The sequence below is a fragment of the Leisingera sp. SA32 genome (genome assembly GCF_056033425.1).
The window spans coordinates 19,376-36,599 of record NZ_JBVYHB010000011.1; the positions used below are offsets into that span (position 1 = coordinate 19,376).

At 62.1% G+C, this 17,224-nt stretch carries 21 protein-coding genes; 11 read left to right on the forward strand and 10 right to left on the reverse strand.

All coding sequences use genetic code 11. From position 1 onward, the window contains the following. Window positions 1–250: 250 nt before the first annotated feature. The 6 genes from AC0IPL_RS15235 to AC0IPL_RS15260 all read left to right on the forward strand — a co-directional run bounded on the left by AC0IPL_RS15235 (window position 251) and on the right by AC0IPL_RS15260 (window position 3,009). Complete coding sequence (locus AC0IPL_RS15235; RefSeq protein WP_474275368.1) at window positions 251–1,123, forward strand: fumarylacetoacetate hydrolase family protein; 873 nt, start codon at window positions 251–253, stop codon at window positions 1,121–1,123. Window positions 1,124–1,225: 102 nt separating this feature from the next. Continuing rightward, window positions 1,226–1,390: a nitroreductase family protein gene (locus AC0IPL_RS15240; protein ID WP_474275369.1), complete on the forward strand. Its 165-nt coding sequence runs from the start codon at window positions 1,226–1,228 to the stop codon at window positions 1,388–1,390. Window positions 1,391–1,503: 113 nt separating this feature from the next. Continuing rightward, on the forward strand, window positions 1,504–1,767 hold the full coding sequence (locus AC0IPL_RS15245; RefSeq protein ID WP_474275370.1) for a nitroreductase family protein: 264 nt from the start codon (window positions 1,504–1,506) through the stop codon (window positions 1,765–1,767). Window positions 1,768–1,905: 138 nt separating this feature from the next. After that, a complete protein-coding gene (locus AC0IPL_RS15250) occupies window positions 1,906–2,094 on the forward strand; it encodes a hypothetical protein (protein WP_474275372.1) in 189 nt (62 codons plus the stop codon). Beyond that, complete coding sequence (locus tag AC0IPL_RS15255) at window positions 2,091–2,270, forward strand: hypothetical protein (protein ID WP_474275374.1); 180 nt, start codon at window positions 2,091–2,093, stop codon at window positions 2,268–2,270. Before AC0IPL_RS15250 ends, AC0IPL_RS15255 begins: the two co-directional genes overlap by 4 nt. Further along, the gene (locus AC0IPL_RS15260) at window positions 2,242–3,009 is read left to right on the forward strand and encodes a dioxygenase family protein (RefSeq protein WP_474275375.1); all 768 of its coding nucleotides are present in this window, start codon (window positions 2,242–2,244) and stop codon (window positions 3,007–3,009) included. Before AC0IPL_RS15255 ends, AC0IPL_RS15260 begins: the two co-directional genes overlap by 29 nt. 143 nt (window positions 3,010–3,152) lie before the next feature. Here the strand turns inward: AC0IPL_RS15260 and AC0IPL_RS15265 are convergent, their stop codons facing one another. The 8 genes from AC0IPL_RS15265 to AC0IPL_RS15300 form a co-directional block, all read right to left on the reverse strand. Further along, window positions 3,153–3,827 carry a GntR family transcriptional regulator gene (locus AC0IPL_RS15265; RefSeq protein ID WP_474275377.1) on the reverse strand — a complete coding sequence of 225 codons (675 nt, stop codon included), beginning with the start codon at window positions 3,825–3,827 and terminating at the stop codon, window positions 3,153–3,155. A gap of 121 nt (window positions 3,828–3,948) precedes the next feature. Continuing rightward, window positions 3,949–4,302: a TAXI family TRAP transporter solute-binding subunit gene (locus AC0IPL_RS15270; protein ID WP_474275378.1), complete on the reverse strand. Its 354-nt coding sequence runs from the start codon at window positions 4,300–4,302 to the stop codon at window positions 3,949–3,951. A gap of 123 nt (window positions 4,303–4,425) precedes the next feature. Next, window positions 4,426–5,238: a sulfite exporter TauE/SafE family protein gene (locus AC0IPL_RS15275; RefSeq protein ID WP_474275379.1), complete on the reverse strand. Its 813-nt coding sequence runs from the start codon at window positions 5,236–5,238 to the stop codon at window positions 4,426–4,428. A gap of 58 nt (window positions 5,239–5,296) precedes the next feature. Continuing rightward, a complete protein-coding gene (locus AC0IPL_RS15280; protein ID WP_474275381.1) occupies window positions 5,297–6,049 on the reverse strand; it encodes an ABC transporter permease in 753 nt (250 codons plus the stop codon). A gap of 3 nt (window positions 6,050–6,052) precedes the next feature. Further along, entirely contained in the window at window positions 6,053–6,850 is a 798-nt protein-coding gene (locus tag AC0IPL_RS15285; protein WP_474275512.1) for an ABC transporter ATP-binding protein, read from the reverse strand. Continuing rightward, window positions 6,837–7,598, reverse strand: coding sequence for an ABC transporter permease (locus tag AC0IPL_RS15290; RefSeq protein ID WP_474275383.1), 762 nt, complete (start codon window positions 7,596–7,598; stop codon window positions 6,837–6,839). The genes AC0IPL_RS15285 and AC0IPL_RS15290 overlap by 14 nt, the downstream gene beginning before the upstream one ends. A gap of 63 nt (window positions 7,599–7,661) precedes the next feature. Continuing rightward, window positions 7,662–8,642: an ABC transporter substrate-binding protein gene (locus AC0IPL_RS15295; RefSeq protein WP_474275384.1), complete on the reverse strand. Its 981-nt coding sequence runs from the start codon at window positions 8,640–8,642 to the stop codon at window positions 7,662–7,664. A 79-nt stretch (window positions 8,643–8,721) separates the two neighbouring features. Then, entirely contained in the window at window positions 8,722–9,408 is a 687-nt protein-coding gene (locus tag AC0IPL_RS15300; protein WP_474275385.1) for a FadR/GntR family transcriptional regulator, read from the reverse strand. Window positions 9,409–9,578: 170 nt separating this feature from the next. On the opposite strand from AC0IPL_RS15300, the gene AC0IPL_RS15305 reads away from it, so the two are divergent. Continuing rightward, a complete protein-coding gene (locus AC0IPL_RS15305) occupies window positions 9,579–10,265 on the forward strand; it encodes a fumarylacetoacetate hydrolase family protein (protein ID WP_474275386.1) in 687 nt (228 codons plus the stop codon). Between the two features lie 680 nt (window positions 10,266–10,945). Continuing rightward, window positions 10,946–11,104, forward strand: a complete 159-nt coding sequence (locus AC0IPL_RS15310; RefSeq protein ID WP_474275387.1) for an integrase core domain-containing protein — start codon at window positions 10,946–10,948, stop codon at window positions 11,102–11,104. 74 nt (window positions 11,105–11,178) lie between these two features. Here AC0IPL_RS15310 and AC0IPL_RS15315 read toward each other — a convergent pair whose 3' ends face one another. After that, entirely contained in the window at window positions 11,179–11,982 is an 804-nt protein-coding gene (locus tag AC0IPL_RS15315; RefSeq protein ID WP_474275388.1) for a glutathione S-transferase family protein, read from the reverse strand. A 4-nt stretch (window positions 11,983–11,986) separates the two neighbouring features. After that, a complete protein-coding gene (locus tag AC0IPL_RS15320) occupies window positions 11,987–12,430 on the reverse strand; it encodes a cupin domain-containing protein (protein ID WP_474275389.1) in 444 nt (147 codons plus the stop codon). Window positions 12,431–12,541: 111 nt separating this feature from the next. On the opposite strand from AC0IPL_RS15320, the gene AC0IPL_RS15325 reads away from it, so the two are divergent. From AC0IPL_RS15325 to AC0IPL_RS15335, 3 genes are all read left to right on the forward strand, one after another. Further along, window positions 12,542–13,468 (forward strand): LysR family transcriptional regulator, encoded by a 927-nt coding sequence (locus AC0IPL_RS15325; protein WP_474275391.1) that lies wholly within the window; start codon window positions 12,542–12,544, stop codon window positions 13,466–13,468. A gap of 148 nt (window positions 13,469–13,616) precedes the next feature. Then, window positions 13,617–15,263 (forward strand): FAD/NAD(P)-binding protein, encoded by a 1,647-nt coding sequence (locus tag AC0IPL_RS15330; RefSeq protein WP_474275392.1) that lies wholly within the window; start codon window positions 13,617–13,619, stop codon window positions 15,261–15,263. A gap of 110 nt (window positions 15,264–15,373) precedes the next feature. After that, on the forward strand, window positions 15,374–16,891 hold the full coding sequence (locus tag AC0IPL_RS15335; RefSeq protein WP_474275394.1) for a catalase: 1,518 nt from the start codon (window positions 15,374–15,376) through the stop codon (window positions 16,889–16,891). Window positions 16,892–17,224: the final 333 nt, after the last annotated feature.

The following is a 17,224-nucleotide window of genomic DNA, read 5'->3' on the forward strand; positions in this document are numbered from 1 at the left end:
AAACAGGATGCCCGCGGTTTCGAGCTGCCGCCGATAGGCAAGGTGGTCCGGCAAAACCGCTGCGATGTCAGCGCCTTCGCCGTTAGGTGTACTTTCGGTTACATATAGCTCGAGCGCCAGCGCGCCGCGCGCCCTGGCCGTTTCGCTGTAAGCATTCCAATCCGGCATCACGCCATTTCTACAAAATCGATATTCATTGACATTAGAGATTTATATCGAAAAAATAGACGGAGTTCTGAAAGGAGAAATCATGAAGCTTCTGGTGGGATCCTATGCGGGGACCGTGTCCGTCTTTCGAGTGGAAGGTACTGAAGTCGTCAATCTGAGCACGGCGCTGCCGACTGTCGGGCAGGATCTTGCAGCGCTTATCGCGTCAGCGGACTTGAGGGCGCAGGCGGCCGCCGCCGATGGCCCCCGTGCCGCGGTGGTGGAGATTACTCCGGCGCTGCCGGTTGACGCACCCGGCAAGATCCTGTGCCTGGGCCTGAACTATATCGAACACATCAAGGAAGGCGGCTATGACATCCCCGACTACCCGGCGATGTTCATGCGCACACGGCAGTCGATCATGGCGGCAGGCGCGCCGCTGGTGCGCCCGCAATGCTCCGAGATGCTGGACTACGAGGCGGAGCTGATGCTGATCGTCGGCAAGGGCGGCCGCCATGTCGCGGAAGAGGACGCGCTGGAGCACGTTTTTGGATACACCGTGTTCAACGACGGTTCGGTGCGCGAATACCAGCGCAAGACGCATCAGTGGACGCCGGGCAAGAACTTCGACCAGACCGGCGCCATCGGCCCCTATGTGGTCACCCCGGACAGCCTGCCCGAAGGTGCCAAGGGGCTGAAGATCGAAAGCCGCGTTGGCGATGAGATCCTGCAAAGCTCCAACACCTCGAACATGATCTGGGACGTGGCGCAGACCATTGCGATCATGAGCCAGTTCACCACGCTGGAAGCCGGCGATCTGATTGCGTTGGGCACGCCGCCAGGCGTTGGTCACGCCAAGAAACCCGGCCCGCGCTGGCTGAAGCCCGGCGAAGTGGTGGAGGTCGAGATCGAAGGCATCGGCGTCTGCGCCAGCCCGATTGTGGACGAAGCGGAACAGGTCCAGGCGGCGCAATGACCGCAGGGGTCGATACCAGGGCCAAGGCTCAGGCCGATCTGCGGGCGCTGCGCGGCCGCATATCGCGGCTCAGTGATGACGCCATCGACCTGAGCCTGCGCGATGCGTTCGCATTACGCCTGGCAGGACCGGCCGGTGCCGGAGGCGCTGCTGCGTGAGATCTACGAGATCGCCATCGCAGGCCCGACCAGCATGAACACCCTGACTGCGCGGTTCGTCTTCGTCAAAAGCCGCGAGGCAAAGGAACGGCTGGCAAAATCGTTGTAGGTCAAAAACGTCGGAAAGATGATGGCGGCGCCGGTATCGGCGATCATTGCCTATGATCCCGCGTTCTAAAATGGCTGCCGGAAACTTCTCCGCATGAAGACCGCCGCCCGCATTTGGAGGGCAAGCCGGAACATTGCAAAATAACGGCGCTCCGCAACTCGTCGCTTCAGGCGGCCTACTTCATGATCGCAGCCCGGGCGCTCGGCCTGCACGTGGGGGCGATGTCGGGCTTCGACAACGCGGTGGTGGATCAGGAGTTCTTTGCCGACAACGGCTGGAAGTCAAACTTCCTGTGCAATTTCGGCTACGCCAACGAGCAGGCGCTATTCGGCAAGCTTCCACGGCTGCCCTTCGAGGATCTGCGCCGCCTGGCCTGACCGGGAAAACGCCGCTGACGCTCCGGGAGGTCGCGTCAGCGGCGCGACATCCAGACCGGCTGCGGCGGGTCCGGTTCAAGGCGCCTGAAGCGGCGCAAAAGTGGGAGGAGAGACCATGATTATGCCGTGTGGCGGTTGGTGTCGCGGACCTTGCGGGCAGCGCCCCCCCAGCTGACGCAGCAAAGCACCACAATCAACGTGATCGACGGCTATCCGGCGCGCTCGATGTGGGTACAGGAGTTCAGCAGCTTTTTCACCCCCGAGGTGGACAAGCGGTTGAAGCACGCGCAGCCTACGTTGCGGCCGACGGCAACATTATCAGGATGAGCGATGAGCAGCGCGCCGCCCGGGATGCGTCGATGCCGGACATCGCGGCGGAGTGGGGCGAGACGCTGGAAGGCGAGGGCAAGCCCGGCGCCGAGATGCTGCGCGCCTATCTGGCCAAGCTGGGCGCCAGTGGTGCGGTTCCCTTGCGTGATTGGGCCTCGGCGCTGTCGCATTGATCCCGCACCCCGACAAGAACGGCGCGCCGGGCTGGAGGCAGTGGAATGGGCCGGGCGGATCACTACGCCGGAGCGCAACGAATTCGTGCTGCGGTCGAGCGTGCTGGGGCTGTCGTCGCTGGTCGATATGATCAACTCTCACCCGGCGGCCACCAGTTCCAGCGTGTTGGGACCGTTCCATGTAACCGATGCGTCACCGATGGCGATCGGCGACGATCTAAAAAAGCATCTCGAGGGTGAGGTGCTGCGGGTGCAGGGCCATGTGCGGGACGTCGACGGCAACCCGGTTCCTGGCGCCCAGCTGGGCATCTGGCAGACCGCCCCCAACGGGCTCTACTCCAGCCAGGACCCGGAGCAGGACATCATGTCCTTTCACGGGCTGATGACCGCGGATGAAAACGGCTATTGCGCCTTCACCACTGTGCGGCCGGAGGAAGATACCGTGCCGACCGACGGGCCGGTCGGGCAGATCTTGGATGCGGCGGGGCGGCATCCCTGGCGGCCCACGCATCTGCATTTCATCATCACGGCAGAGGGCTACCGCGAGCTGGTGACCGAAGTCTTTCCGGAAGATGACCCCTATCTGGACCAGGACACCGTATTCGGCGTGCGCGAGGATCTGGTAATGCGTTATGGGCCGCAGACGGCAGGCAGCTTTCCCGACGGCTTTGTGTTGTCGGGGACGGTGGACGGCGTCTTTTCCACGGTCGATTTTGACTTCAAGCTGGTTGCGAAGTGACGCATAACTGTGCGGGAAAAGGTCCGGCGGGCAGAGGTATCGAGCTTTCTGACCGCCGGACCATGTTCTGGATTGCAGCGCCGCGGCGTGTTCAACCGCAGGCTGCCTTCGGTGCCGGGACGGACCGCAGGGCACAGCCTTGTCTAGCCCTTGGGCATATCCGGGGCTTCGTACAGGAAGGTGCCGGTCTGCTGGTAGTGGTTCAGCAGCCGTGAGGCGGCCAGATCGGCATCCCGCGCCAGTGCTGCATCCAGGATCTCGCGGTGTTCAGTCGGCACGTCGCGCTTGCCGTAATTGCGCGAGCGCCCGGCAAGATAGCGGTAGCGCACGTTCAGATCATAAAGCTGGCTGCAATATCCCAGCAGGATAGGAGAGCTGCAGCGCGCCAGCAGCGCCATGTGAAAGCCCTTGTGCTGCTCCTCGAACAGCGCCATGTCGCCCGCGCCGACCCGAACCATGCGGTGATGGGACAGCACCAAGGCCTCTTCCCAATCTTCGTCAGCGGCGGCGATGGATTCGCGCAGGGCCATTTCCTCCAGCGCGCAGCGCAGGCGCAGGATCTCTGCGAAGTTCTGCTGGCTGACGGGCGAGGCACGGAAGCCGCGCTGGTCGAGCCGTTCCACCAGCTTGTCGGAAACCAGCAGCGTCAGTGCTTCGCGGATCGGCGAGGCGCCGGTCTGGATCCGCACCTTCAGGTTCTCGATCTTGAGCTTTTCGCCAGGGGGCAGCTCGCCGGTGATGATCATCCGGCGGATGGCCTTGTAGGCGGCTTGCGTGGCGGATGTCACGGCGGTGGTGTCTTGATACAGATCGTTCATAGCCATGTCATAAACTTGGTTGCCGAAAACACAAAGCGCGTTGCGCGCGCCCTGGCGCTCATTTTGCCGGACGCGTCATGGCCTGTCACCACACGGCGGAATTCTGTCAGTTTCATTGCTGTCAATCCTTTCGATCAGGCGGTGCTGCCCGCTCCCGGCAGGCCACGGCATCGGCCACGAGGGTGGCGTTGGTGATACCGAGCTCGACCTCTCCGCGGTCCACAACCCGCGGGTTTTGCACCGTGCCTTGCGTGACTGACGGCACCATGGTGATGTGCCCGTCGGCATGTTTGTTTACTGGATCGGAGATGCGCGGACCCATGGGGCAAAAGGCGCCGCCGACGCTGGTGGTGCCGATCTGGTACTCTTCAGCGCGGGCGCCGGGCGCAAAAGCGGCGAGGGCCGCGCCAGGATGAGTGACTTGATGGTGAGGCGCATGGTTTATCCTCCCTGTCGGGAGAAGTGAAATCGGCAAAGTGCCTTTCCAAGGTAAAGTATTTGTACTCTATCGGTAGGCTGCGCTTGCTCGGAAAAAACCGCTCCCTCCTGCAGGCGGAAGCGGTCTTGTTGCGTGAACCGGGACTTAGGCCCGCGGTGGTCAGGCGATCACATCGGCGGCCATGCGGGCAATCACCAGCAGCAGGAAAACACCAAAGGCGATTTCCAGCCGACGCGGGTGCAAGGCGTGTGCGGCCCGCACGCCCCAAGGGGCAGCAACCATCGAGAAGGGCACGACCAGTGCTGCCGCCAGCAGGTTCACATATCCGAGAGAACCCAGCGGCAGATCCGGGTGGCTCCAACCCGCATAGATATAGCCAAGCGTTGCAGGGATCGCGATCAGGATGCCCAGACCCGCCGAGGTGGCAACCGCCTGGTGGATGGTCTGGCCAAAGCTGGTCATGAACAGGTTGTTCAGATTGCCGCCGCCAATCCCCATGAAGGTGGAGACAAAGCCGATACCAAACCCCACGCCATTGGTGACTGGGCGGGCTGGCAGGGTCGGCGCCAGAACCCATTCGGCGCGGTTCAGCAGCATTTTTGTGGCGATCAGCAGCGCCACGGCGGCAAAGACCACCCGCAGCACATCACCAGAGACATTGCCGACAATCAGCGAAGCGGCAAACACGCCGGACGGCACCCACAGGATCCAGTCCCGCAGCATTGCTTCGTTTCCGGCGCCCTTGGCGCGGTGGGCGCGAAAGGAGCGGAAGGCGGTTGGAATGATGATCGCCAGTGAGGTGCCGACGGCCAGATGCGCGGTAACCGCGGCCTCGATTCCCAGCAGCGGAAAGGCGGTGATCAGGATCGGCACCAGGATTGCACCGCCGCCAATGCCGAATAGCCCGGCGAGAAAGCCGGAGAGCAGACCAGCAGCGGCGAGCCCCGCGCCGAGGGTGATGAATTCAGTCATGGGAAGGGTTCCATTGGTTGGTGCGGGGGCGACGCTTGCAGTGAGCCGCCCCCAGTGGTCAGCGGTTTGCGGCGTAGTAGGAGACCTTGCGCTCCAGGTAGCCGAGGAATTCCGAGATGCTGAAGGCCATGGCAAACAGCACAAGCAGCACCGCCCAGAAATGCGGCATCATGAAGTTGGCCGAATACAGCTCAAACAGTGCGCCAAAGCCAGCGATCGAGATCAGCAGCTGGCCAATGATGACCCCCTTCACGGCTCGAATGATGCCGATCCGTAGGCCGCCGAGGATTTCGGGCAGAGCGGCCCAGAAGTAGACCTTGTAAAAGGCGTCGATGGGTTTGGCGCCGAAGCTGCGCGCCATCTCGACCAGCGAGCGGTTGATCTGCCGCACCCCGGTGCGCGAGTTGAGGATGATGATCCAGACCGCAAACAGCGAGGTGGTGATGATGATCGATTTCATCCCGAAGCCGAACAGCACCATCAGTACCGGCACCAGCGCTGTCAGCGGCGCGCTGAGGAACACGTTCACCCAAGGCAGCAGCATCTCGTCCAATAGCCGCGAGCGGCCCATCAGGATGCCCACTGGCACCCCGATGGCGACGGCGAAGAATACCCCCATGCCAAAGGCGTAGCCTGTCTCTGCAAGGGCCTGAAGGAAACTGGAGGTGGGCAGTACCTTCAACAGGGTGGTGACGACCTCGCTGAGAGGGGGGACGAAGAACGTCAGATCGGCGTGGCCGACCAGCTCCCAGACCAGACCCCAAAGCAACAGCGAAGACATGGCCGGAAGGCGATAACCGAAGATATGCATGGCTTACTCCACGTAGCTGCGCAGCGACGCCCAGATATCATCGACAATGTCGAGATATTCCGGATCGCGACGGATCTGGTCGTGACTTTTCTGGCGGAAGCCGGTGGGTCGGATGATCTCTGACACCCGGCTGGGCCGGGGCAGCAGGATGGCGATCTGGTCGGAGACATAGACCGCTTCTTCGATCGAGTGGGTGACAAAGATGAAGGTCTTGTTCTCATTCTGCACCAGCGCCAGCAGGTCCTCTTGGAACTTGCGGCGGGTCTGCTCGTCCACCGCCGAAAATGGCTCATCCATCAGCAAGACCTGCGCATCCACCGACAGCGCCCGCGCGAGGCCGACCCGCTGCCGCATGCCGCCCGACAGCTCGTGCGGATAAGACTGCTCAAACCCGGCCAGGCCGACGTCCTTGATGTATTTCTCGGCGATCGCCTCGCGCTCGGATCTTGCAACGCCGCGCAGCTCCAGCCCGAAGGCGACGTTGCGCAGCACCGTGGCCCAGGGCAGCAGCGCGAAATCCTGAAACACAAAGGCGCGGTCCGGCCCCGGTCCCGTCACCGGCTTGCCGTTGACTTCGACTTTGCCCGACGTCGGCTCCAGCAGCCCTGCGATGATCTTGAGCAGCGTTGTCTTGCCGCAGCCCGAGGGCCCCAGCAGCGAGGTCAACTGGCCGCGCGGGAACTCCAGCGTCATGTCTTTGAGCGCCTCAACCGCCCCGTAATTCTTGCAGATCCCGCGGGTGGACACCGCAATATCCTGCACCGGTTCTGCGTTTTCGTAGACGGATTTAATCTGAGACATAGCCACGGTCGTTTCCTTTGAAGAGCAGGGTTTCGGTGCGCTCCAGCAAGTTCAGGAACAGAACCGCAAGAACGATGATCGAGAAGATGGCCGCATACATGCTGGGGTAATCAGCGATGGAGCGGGAGAAGGTGATGATGTCGCCGACCCCGGTCGGGGTGATTTTCAGCTCCGACAGGATGGCTCCGATGAAGCCGGCCGAAACGCCCAGGCGCAGGCCCGAGAAGATCAGCGGCGAGGCGGCGGGGATGATGATCTTGAACAGCATGTCGATGCGCGAGCCCATGAAGGAGCGGCACATCGCCTTAATGTTTTCCGGTGTGTGCCGCACCGCGCCTGCGGTGTTCAGCACAATCACCGGCATTGCCATGATGCAGACCACAAAAACCTTGGAGGTCAGGCCGATGCCGTAGGCCATCACCAAGAGCGGGATGAGCGCTGCCAGCGGCGCCGACTGCATGACGATGAAAATGGGCGAAACCAGCCAGTCAAAAAACCGGCTGAGGCCAATCCAAACGCCAAGCGCAATGCCCGCAACGGTGGAGATCGCCACCCCGGCGATGAGCGGTTTTAGCGTTTCGGCGTAGGCAACAAAGAGGGTGCCGTCCAATGCCAGATTGAACAGGGCGGCCATCGACTCGGTAAAGGTTGGAAAGGCGTAGCTGACGGGGATCCGTCCAGCGATTTCCCAGGCGCCAAACAGGATAAGCGCCGAGAGCAGTTTGAGATATAGCGATCGGTTCGCCATTTGTTGTCCTCGCAATGTCGGGGGCAGGGCGGGGCACCGGACCGGCCGGTGCCCCGGGCGGACTTATTGCCGTGCTGCTTTGAGCGGGGCGAGGTGCCAGTAATCCTCAATGTTCATGTCGGCCGGATCGCCATCAAGCTGACCTGCTGCGGTGTACCATTCCAGGTCTGCGCGGGCCGCCGTCTCGCCGCCGCCATCCATCGAGTATAGCCCGGCCTTCACGGCGTCGGCGTAAAAACCATCCAGACCTTCGAGCAGCTCGGGCGGAAGCTGGCCGATGGGGCCGTTCGGGTCGGTCTCTCGGCGTACCACGGTGGGATCCTCGGCCATGTCTCGATACACGCTGAGCAGGGCGTCGACAAAGATCTGGACCTGCTCCTCGTTGGTCTTGATCCAGTCGAGGTTGGCAAACAGCGCCTCGTCGCTGGCCTCCACCTCAAACAGGTCCAGCACGTTGAAGCGGTCAGCGGCCGGGCCGCGCATCAGCTTGTTGGTGTTGGACAGATCGACGATGGTCGCATCGGCCTGGCCGCCCAGGAGTGCCGCTACCCGGTTGGAGGATCCGGGCACATAGGAGCGGCGGCCGAATTTCATGCCGAGCCGCTCCTCGATGACATTGGCGATTGCGTCGGTGCCGCCGCCGCGCGAGTGCAGCAGGATCGGCTCGCCATCCAGATCCTCCAGCTTGCTGTAGGCCTTGGTCGTGACGGGGAAGAATTTCAGCTTGGACAGTTGATAGATGATACGGATCGGCGCCTTGGAGCGCTGCATCGCCGAATAGGGCGTGCCGAAACCAATATCCATCTGCCCGCTCAGCACTGCCTGAATGGCAAGCTCCTCATCCGAAAAGGCGGTCCATTCATAGTCCAGACCGTTGGCCTTGGCCCGGTCCAGCGCCACGAAAAACGCGGCCAGCTCGTCGGACGGTGTCTCGGCCAGCGCAATTTTTACGGTATCGGCGCCCGCTGCCGCGGGAACCCAAGCCGCCGCGGCAATAAGCGCGGATGCGGCCAGGTTCGAGGCTGTTCTTAGAATGGTCTTCATGATCTTCCTCCCTGTCAGATCGGTTCCGGTCGTCTTCCGTCAGCGCCTTCTCCTCTGTGCACCGGCGAAACTTTCGCCCTCAGATTTCTCCGAACAGGCGTGCCGAGACCGAGCCGATGTGCCGCCGCATCGCGTCATGAGCCCAATTGGCATCATGGGCAGCGATCGCGTCGACAATAGCTCGGTGTTCGGCAAAACTGGTGTGGGTACGCGGCGGCCGGTCGGTGGTTCGCACCACGCTGTTCCAGGCCACCGCGCGCTGCACGTTGTTGAGCTGCTGGTAGAGTGCCAGCAGCAGCGGGTTGTCTGTGGCCTCGGCGATGGCCAGATGAAGCGCGTCGTCATGCGCTTCATAGCCTTCCCAGTCGGAGGCCTCCTCGGCGCCTTCGACCGCGTCGCGGATCCGGCCGAGCATCGCCTCGGAGGCATTGATCGCCGCCTCGCGGGCGATCGCCGGTTCGAGGCACAGCCGGGCGCGCATCATTTTTACCGGGGTCAGCTGGCGGCCGATCTCGCTGGACCAAGCGCTCAGATCATCCTGGCGCTCCTCGGCCAGAAAGGTGCCCTTGCCCACATGGCGCCAGATCACGCCCTGCTGCTCCAGCACTTCCAGCGCCCGGCGCAGAGTAGCGCGCTTCATTCCTAGCGCCTCAGTCAGCTCGCGCTCCGGCGGCAGCCGGTCACCCGGCGCAAACTTGCCCTCGGCGATATAGGTCTTGAGAGAAGCGAGCCCCGGGGCCCGTGACACATCCATTGGCGCTTCCATGGCTGATCAAACTCCTAAATTGGTTGCCCAATTAAGGTCTATTGGGTCAACTATTGCTGATCAAGCGCACAAATCAAGTGAAAAAAATCGATAAAAACTATTGATCGTGATTGATCTGACTGCGTGAATGTTCTAGCACTGCTGTGAGGAAATGCCAAAGGGAGGCTGTAATGTCCGGTTATGTAATTGATATTCCAAAAATAACTTCTCTTCCCGTGGAGGGAGAAGAATGCCGGTTTCCGGTGCGCCGCGTTTATTGCATTGGTCGTAATTACGCCGCTCACGCCATCGAAATGGGTCACGACCCGAACCGCGAGCCGCCGTTCTTCTTTCAGAAAAACCCTGACAATCTCGACCCTTCCGGTGAATTCCCCTATCCGGACCAATCCTCGGATGTGCATTTTGAAGCGGAGCTGGCGGTGGCCCTGGGCAGCGGCGGCCGCAATATTCCTGTCGATTCGGCACTGGAGCATGTTTACGGTTACGCGCTTTCGCTCGACATGACGCGCCGTGATCTGCAGGGTGTGGCCAAGAAAATGGGTCGCCCGTGGGAGATAGGCAAGGCGTTTGAGCGTTCGGCGCCGATCGGGCCGATTCATCGGGCCAGCGAGACCGGCCATTTGTCCGAAGGACGCATCAGCTTGGAAGTGAATGGTGAAATCCGCCAAGAGGGCAACCTCAACCAGATGATCTGGAAGGTGCCAGAGATGATCGCCTATCTGTCGGAGTATTTCGAGCTGGCGGCGGGCGACGTCATCCTGTCAGGCACGCCTGCCGGTGTCGGCGCCATTGTCAAAGGTGACGTGATGCGGCTGGACATCGACGGGCTGGGCGGGATGGAAGTCACCGTCATCTGAGACCCGGGTGCCGTTTGGGGCACCCACCTCAGCGTCGTCAGAATAATGGTGCATGACACTAGCACTGTGCTAAATTACGGGCGTTTCGCGGAGGCTCGACCAGCCCGCAAGAGCGTGTTGGTCGAGTCCTTGCCTCATTATTTTCCCATATACGAGCGGTTTCACAGAAGCGTCCGGACAGATTGGTTCCTGGCGCTTCTCGAGAAGCACCCGTCGCCACACATGATCCCGGCCGTGCGCCTACAGGCTTTCGTCGCCGATAGCGCAGGCGGTTCCAGATGTGTCGCCCCCGGTAGAGTTCGTTGGTCAGTTTTCCTGTGCCGCGCTCACGGTTGCCGTTGATGGTATTGTGTCTCCAGTGGCCAGTTGCCGCGCCGCGTCCGCGCGGGGCAGGGATCTTGCCGGCATTGAGGCCTGGGCTTTGTAAACCTCGAGTTGACCTTCAATCGGGTCCCCGCGACCGCCCAAGGGATGTCGATAGCTGTAGGACAAGGCCCTTGTTCAGCCGCGACACCTGCTCCCGTAAGCCCACCTTGGCGCAAACGGCTTTCAGCGTCTGGACCACGTCCTCGGCCCGATAGCTGAACCGCGGATCCCTGATTGCTGAGAGCACTGCGTGTGGATCGCCCGAACCAAGTCCCCCTCTCGGGGATTGCGGGCAATCCCATGCCGGTCAGCGGGTGCTCGGACATCACCTGCTGCATGCCGGGCAAACCGGTTCGGAGACGAAAGCGGCCATCCGGAAACGGATGACCTTCTACAATCACCAGCGTCCTCATTCAGCCCTTGGCGGCAAGCCACCGGCGCTGGCCCATTGGCAGAGAAATGATATCAACTAACCCGTTTAGCAGATGCAACGAGTGGCTTAGATTAGCGCAGCTCCTTTCCAACGATCAGGGAGCAGGTCTGCCGGTCAAGACGGCACCAGCCCTAATGCTTCATCGCTGGCCGTGCCTGCATACTTGTCCCGTGGGGGCCAGGGGCGGTGCTGCCAGTGCGGCTGAAACGCAAAGCTGGAAACCGAACGGCCATCAACCAGCGCGCCGTTTCCTGCGCCAAGGGCGTAATCGTAGTAGAGCTTTACGATCTCCTCCCTTGAGACCTGTTGGGTCGCAAGGTGGGACAGGCAGGCATCTTGCCACGCCCGGACCCTTCGGTAGCCCGGAGTATCGGGCACATGAAAATCCTCGTAGTACGCCAGGAACCAAAACCGCTGGAACAGGGGGGTGAAGACGGTCTCGGCGAGACCGAATTCACCGAAGAGATAGGGGCCCCCGCGGCTGTTGCGATCCAGGAAACCGTCGATATCACGATAGATCGACAACAGCTTGTCCGCGAAGACATCGCGTTTGTCGGGCTGCTGGTTCATGACAAAGAGATACCCCGCCTGCGTGAACGCCCCTTCGTGAGCGATCAGCATCATCTCCGTCGCATGTTCCAGTGGATTGTCGCGACGCAGCGCCGGACCTGCGATCACTTCGTCCAGATAGCGCAGGATCACCAGACTTTCCTTGAGGATCGTACCATCCGGTGTCTCCAGTACGGGCAGCGCCGTGGTGCCTTGCGTCTTGGCCAGCAAGTCCGGGTCGCGGGGTTTGGTGATGTCGACCGTGCGGAACTCGACCGCGTCGTGCTGCCCGCGCAAGGCCAACAGGATCTCGAGGCGCTGAGAGAAGGGGCAGACGGGGATGTGATGGACGATGTATGCGTCGGTCATGGGGTCACTCCAGAGGGGGACCGGTGAGGGTCAGGTGGTGGCGCTTCGCGGACGCCTCAATGGAAGCCATGTCGTCGGGAATGCGGAACTGACCTTCTGCCATCTCAGAAAAAAACCGCTCGAATCCCCCTGGCGTCAGGATAACCAGATGCCGCGAGGGCGCATCGCCGATCACCTTGAAGGTATGGTTTGTGCCGCGAGGTATGAACACAGATTCGCCCGGACCGACGGTTGTTTCCGTGCCTTCGATCCACATCTTGCAGGTCCCGGTCAGGATCACGAAGGTTTCGTCCTCTGCTGCGTGGATGTGTCGTGGCGGGCCGCTGCCCGGCGGTGACCAGCTGTCCACGATAGACATGGCGCCATCGGATTGCTCGGCAGAGAGGAGGGTCTTGTATCTGACGCCAAGCCATTCGATGGCAGCAGCATCGGTTGTCAGGTCTGTCATCGCTTCACTCCGTATAGGGGAACTGAAACGAAAGCGCTTTCGTAAGCTGGAGTGTAGCCGGAGGCGGCGGAACCTGCCAAAGTGTATTTCCCGATATAGGCTATCGATGAAATGAATTTCGCGACCTTCGATCTCAACCTGCTGCGCGCGCTGGATGCCCTTCTGGCGGAAGGGTCGACGGTGAAAGCGGCGGCGCGGCTGGGACTGTCGCAGTCCGCGGTCTCCGGGGCGCTGTCGCGCCTGCGGCATGCCTTGGGGGACCCCCTGTTTGTCCGTCACGGCAACCGGCTGGTCGCGACGGATTATGCCGCCGGGCTGATCGGGCCGGTACGGGAGGAGCTTGAGCGCATCGAGGCGATGCTGGCGCCGCCCGCGCCGTTTGATCCCCATACGGCCAGCGGTACATTCCGTATCACGGCAAGTGACTTCTTTGCCGAATTGCTGATGCCCCGACTGGCCGATACCCTGCACAAAAAAGCGCCGGGCATTCGCGCGCAACTGGTCGATCTCGTCGCCACGGACTATGTCGCAAGCTTGGAGCGTCGCAATGCGGATCTTGCGCTGATCCCCGATATGCCCCTGCCTGATTGGGTCAGCCAGGAGCCGTTGTTTCGCTCGCCTTTTCATGTGATCGCGCGGCGCGGCAATCCGGGCGTTTCGGAACTCGAACCGGGCCAGGGGATGCCCTTGGACGTGTTTTGCGCGCTTCGCCACGTCCTGTTCTCGCCGGAAGGCAACAGTGCGTCGCTGGGCGATGCGGCGCTTGCGCGGGTTGGCCGGACACGACAGGTCGCGATGACAGTGCCGGTCTTTTCCGGCGTGTGCCGCGCCGTGCGCGAAAGCGATCTGATCGCGCTGGTTCCGGCACAGTTGGCAGCGGATGCGGCAAATACCTCTGAGCTTTGCGTGTTTGAGCCGCCGATGCCGATCGATCCGCCGGTCATCATCGGGGTCTGGCATAAGCGCTCAGAGACGACACCTGTCGCCGTCTGGATGCGGGAGCAGGTGTTTGCACTTCTGCGAGCGCTGGATCAATAGAACGCGGAGGGGTATCCTGCGGATTGGCGGGCTGAATTTGCAGCTGACCGAACCAGGACAGGGGCGGGCTCTCCGTGCGTTTCCGTCTTGTACCTCCGCCCCGCTGTGGCCCAATGTGGCGGCAGTTCGCAGAGGGAAGGACCGCATCATGACGCATGACCGGTGTCGCATTGCTATTGTCGGCTTCGGGCCGCGCGGTCTGGGCGCGCTTGAGGCGCTGGTGCGTCGGGCACAGGTCACCGGGACCGCCGTGGCGGTAGATGTGTTTGACCCTTGCCCTTGGCCCGCGGCAGGTCCGAGCTTCAGCCCGGGTGAGAGCGACGTCTGTCTTCTCAACCTGCCTTTGCGCAGCATTTCCCTGCCGCGGCCACCCTTGAGCACCGGGCGGTGTAACAATTTCGCGCAGTGGCTGGGGGAGGCCGGCCGCGACGGAGAGGTCTATCTGCCCCGCGCCAGGTTGGGGGCCTATTTGCATGATCGCTACAAGGCGCTTTTGGCAGGGTTGCCTGCGCAGGTTTCGGTGGCCCATCACCCGGTGCGGGTCAGCGCGGCGCATCGCGATCAGTCAGGATGGCGGTTGTGCGCTGACGGAGCGGCAGGACGCGGTGACGGTCCCTACCAGCATATTCTGGTATCGGTAGGGCAGCCGGAAACCCGGTCGGATCCGCAGCTGGAGCGATGGCGCAAGCACGCGGACGGCCATGATCTGCCGCTGTGGCCAGCCTATCCGGGTGCCGCGTTGATCCAAGCTGCCGGGGATTGGGCAGGGCGCACCGTGGGCATTCGCGGCTTGGCCCTGTCGGCGCTGGATGTGATCCGCATGCTGACACTCGGTCTTGGCGGCAGGTTCGAGGGCGGACGCTACATCCCGTCGGGGCGGGAGCCGGCCCGGATTGTTCCGTTTTCGCTGGATGGCCAGCCGCCAGCGCCAAAGCCGCTGAACGCGGCGCTGGATGCGCGGTTTGACCCTCTGCCAGAGGAAAATGCCGCATTTGCATCTGCCGTGCGCGCAGCACTTTCTGACTCTGGTAGGGAAGGCCTGCCGATGGTGTTTGAGGGGCTTGCAGCCGCTGCATCGCGTGTCGTCCGCGAAGACGGTGGGACCGCGGCGCAAGATGACGTGCTGGCGTGGCTGCGAGTGGAGGCCGAAGCGCCAGGCAGTCAAGAGCAGTGCGGCACCCTGGATGCGCTGCGAAAGAGCATTGGGCAAGCTGAAGGGCGGGACGTGCCGACCGTCGGTTACACCGTCGGGCAGCTGTGGCGCAAATGGCAGCCGCTGTTGCGCCAAATCTATGACAGCAGGCCGGTTGCCCCGGCGTCAGCGCGCGCCTTCACCGCGTTTGACGAGGGGCTAAAACGGTATTCCTACGGCGCACCGGTGGACGTCGCCCGGCAGCTTCTGACGTTGATCGAAACCGGCCTGGTGGATCCGCGTGCGGCGGATGATCCTTCGATCGCCCTGTCGCCGTCCGGCTGGGAGCTGCGGTCCGGTGGAGCGGTTGTGACCGCAGAGGTGATGATCGACAGCGTGCTGCCGTCCCCGGTGCTGGAGCAAATCACCGAGCCGCTGGTTGCGGGGTTGCAGGCTGCTCAGGCCCTGCTGGCGGTCGACGAAGGATTGGGCGCGCGGTGCAGGTCGGATGCCGTTTCGATGCGGCCAGATGGCACTCCGGTGCAGGGGCTTGGGCTGGCCGGACGTTTGTCGAACGGCAGCAGTATCGCGACGGACTCAATTCACGATTGCTTTGGGGACATTTGCGACCGCTGGGCGGAGACGGTGCTGGGCCCCCAGTAGCCGCCGTTCCTGGCGGCACGTGGAGGCACGGCTTGGGCTCGTCACCTATCGGGGAACTTTCCCGGGCACTTGTGCGTTTGCCGTAGGAGCCTACGCGAGGGAAAGTTGATATGACCGATAAGAAGGGCAACCCGCCAACCACGACCGACGCCGGTATTCGGGTTCAGAGCGATGAGCATTCGCTGACCGTAGGCCCGGATGGGCCTATCGTACTAAACGACCATTATCTCCTTGAACAAATGGCCAATTTTAACCGGGAGCGCATCCCGGAACGGCAGCCCCACGCGAAGGGATCCGGTGCGTTCGGACGGTTTGAAACCACCCAGGACGTCTCGCGGTACACCAAGGCGAAGATTTTCCAGCCGGGCGCATCTTGTGACGTCGTCGCACGGTTTTCCACCGTGGCCGGCGAACGTGGCAGCCCCGACACCTGGCGCGATCCGCGTGGCTTTTCCGTCAAGATGTACACCGAGGATGGCAACTTCGATATGGTCGGAAACAACACGCCGATCTTCTTCATCCGTGACCCGCTGAAATTTCAGCACTTCATCCGCAGCCAGAAACGCCGCGCAGACAACGACATGCGCGACCATGACATGCAGTGGGACTTTTGGACACTCTCGCCCGAAAGCGCGCATCAGGTGACCTACCTGATGGGGGACCGCGGCATTCCGCGAACCTGGCGCGAGATGAACGGCTATTCCAGCCACACGTATTCGCTGGTGAATGCCGAGGGCGAGAAGTTCTGGGTGAAGTTCCATTTCCATACCGACCAGGGCGACGGAAACGCCTACCTGAGCCAGGACGAGGCGGATCGGCTGGCCGGTAGTGATGGGGATTATCACCGTCGGGACCTTTTTAATGCGATCCGCGATGGAAACCACCCCAGCTGGACATTGAAGTGGCAGGTCATGCCGTATGAGGACGCAAAAACCTACCGGATCAATCCTTTTGATCTGACCAAGGTCTGGCCGCATGCAGACTACCCGCTGATGGAGGTCGGCAAGCTGACACTTGACCGCAACCCGACGGATTTCCACACGGAAATCGAACAGGCGGCGTTTGAACCCAACAACATGGTGCCGGGGATTGGCTTGTCGCCGGACAAGATGTTGCTGGCGCGTGGCTTTGCCTATGCCGACGCGCACCGTGCCCGGCTTGGCGTGAACTACAAGCAGATCCCCGTCAACAGCGCCCAATGTCCAGTACACAGCTACTCCAAGGATGGCGCGGGGCGGACCGAGAAGATTTGCGATCCGGTTTATGCCCCCAACAGCTATGGCGGGCCAGCAGCACAGCCTGAGCCGAGCAGCGAAGCGGGGTTGTGGCATGCGGACGGCGATATGGTGCGCCAGGCCTATACCCTGCGTGAGGATGATGATGATTGGAGCCAGGCCGGCAGGTTGGTGCGTGACGTGATGGACGATGCGGCCCGCGCGCGGCTGGTGGACAACGTCGTGGGGCATCTCTGCGACGGGGTCAGCGAGAAGGTGTTGCAACGTGCGTTCGATTATTGGCGCAACATTGACCCAGACACCGGCGAGAAGATCGAATCCGGCGTGCGCGACAAACTTGGCGGCCGCTCAGATGCGGCTGGCCTTGGCTCGGCCCGCAGCATCGGCGGTTAGCACGCTTCCAGCACACTCGGCTGGTCAGGCTGCGGGGCGCTGCGCTCCCGCAGCCTGTTTTATTTGAACGGCGCGGACACCCGACCATTCTGCCCGGTGCGGGCTGACAGCGCGCCTTGGCATTCCTTATCCCCCCTTCGGGCGCCATCCCGTCGCGATCGACGCGGCTGGGGGGGGGGCGAATGGAGGTAGCCGAAGGGGGTAGAATTGCGGCAATTGGCCCTGCCACTTCTGGTTGCAGCTGCGAAAGATCGGAACTTTACCGGTTGGCCGCGAGTTCTCCTTGTATCGATTTGACCGATACAGCCCGGGGAGGGAGCCATGCACAGTATC

Bases quoted from the DNA above. Each gene is read 5' to 3' on its own strand.
- AC0IPL_RS15300 (WP_474275385.1), bottom strand. From the start codon at position 9,408: ATGGAAGCGCCAATGGATGTGTCACGGGCCCCGGGGCTCGCTTCTCTC.
- AC0IPL_RS15255 (WP_474275374.1), top strand. From the start codon at position 2,091: ATGAGCGATGAGCAGCGCGCCGCCCGGGATGCGTCGATGCCGGACATC.
- AC0IPL_RS15335 (WP_474275394.1), top strand. From the start codon at position 15,374: ATGACCGATAAGAAGGGCAACCCGCCAACCACGACCGACGCCGGTATT.
- AC0IPL_RS15295 (WP_474275384.1), bottom strand. From the start codon at position 8,642: ATGAAGACCATTCTAAGAACAGCCTCGAACCTGGCCGCATCCGCGCTT.
- AC0IPL_RS15275 (WP_474275379.1), bottom strand. From the start codon at position 5,238: ATGACTGAATTCATCACCCTCGGCGCGGGGCTCGCCGCTGCTGGTCTG.
- AC0IPL_RS15265 (WP_474275377.1), bottom strand. From the start codon at position 3,827: ATGAACGATCTGTATCAAGACACCACCGCCGTGACATCCGCCACGCAA.
- AC0IPL_RS15240 (WP_474275369.1), top strand. From the start codon at position 1,226: ATGCGTTCGCATTACGCCTGGCAGGACCGGCCGGTGCCGGAGGCGCTG.
- AC0IPL_RS15320 (WP_474275389.1), bottom strand. From the start codon at position 12,430: ATGACAGACCTGACAACCGATGCTGCTGCCATCGAATGGCTTGGCGTC.
- AC0IPL_RS15325 (WP_474275391.1), top strand. From the start codon at position 12,542: ATGAATTTCGCGACCTTCGATCTCAACCTGCTGCGCGCGCTGGATGCC.
- AC0IPL_RS15285 (WP_474275512.1), bottom strand. From the start codon at position 6,850: ATGTCTCAGATTAAATCCGTCTACGAAAACGCAGAACCGGTGCAGGAT.
- AC0IPL_RS15280 (WP_474275381.1), bottom strand. From the start codon at position 6,049: ATGCATATCTTCGGTTATCGCCTTCCGGCCATGTCTTCGCTGTTGCTT.
- AC0IPL_RS15290 (WP_474275383.1), bottom strand. From the start codon at position 7,598: ATGGCGAACCGATCGCTATATCTCAAACTGCTCTCGGCGCTTATCCTG.
- AC0IPL_RS15330 (WP_474275392.1), top strand. From the start codon at position 13,617: ATGACGCATGACCGGTGTCGCATTGCTATTGTCGGCTTCGGGCCGCGC.
- AC0IPL_RS15235 (WP_474275368.1), top strand. From the start codon at position 251: ATGAAGCTTCTGGTGGGATCCTATGCGGGGACCGTGTCCGTCTTTCGA.
- AC0IPL_RS15305 (WP_474275386.1), top strand. From the start codon at position 9,579: ATGTCCGGTTATGTAATTGATATTCCAAAAATAACTTCTCTTCCCGTG.
- AC0IPL_RS15315 (WP_474275388.1), bottom strand. From the start codon at position 11,982: ATGACCGACGCATACATCGTCCATCACATCCCCGTCTGCCCCTTCTCT.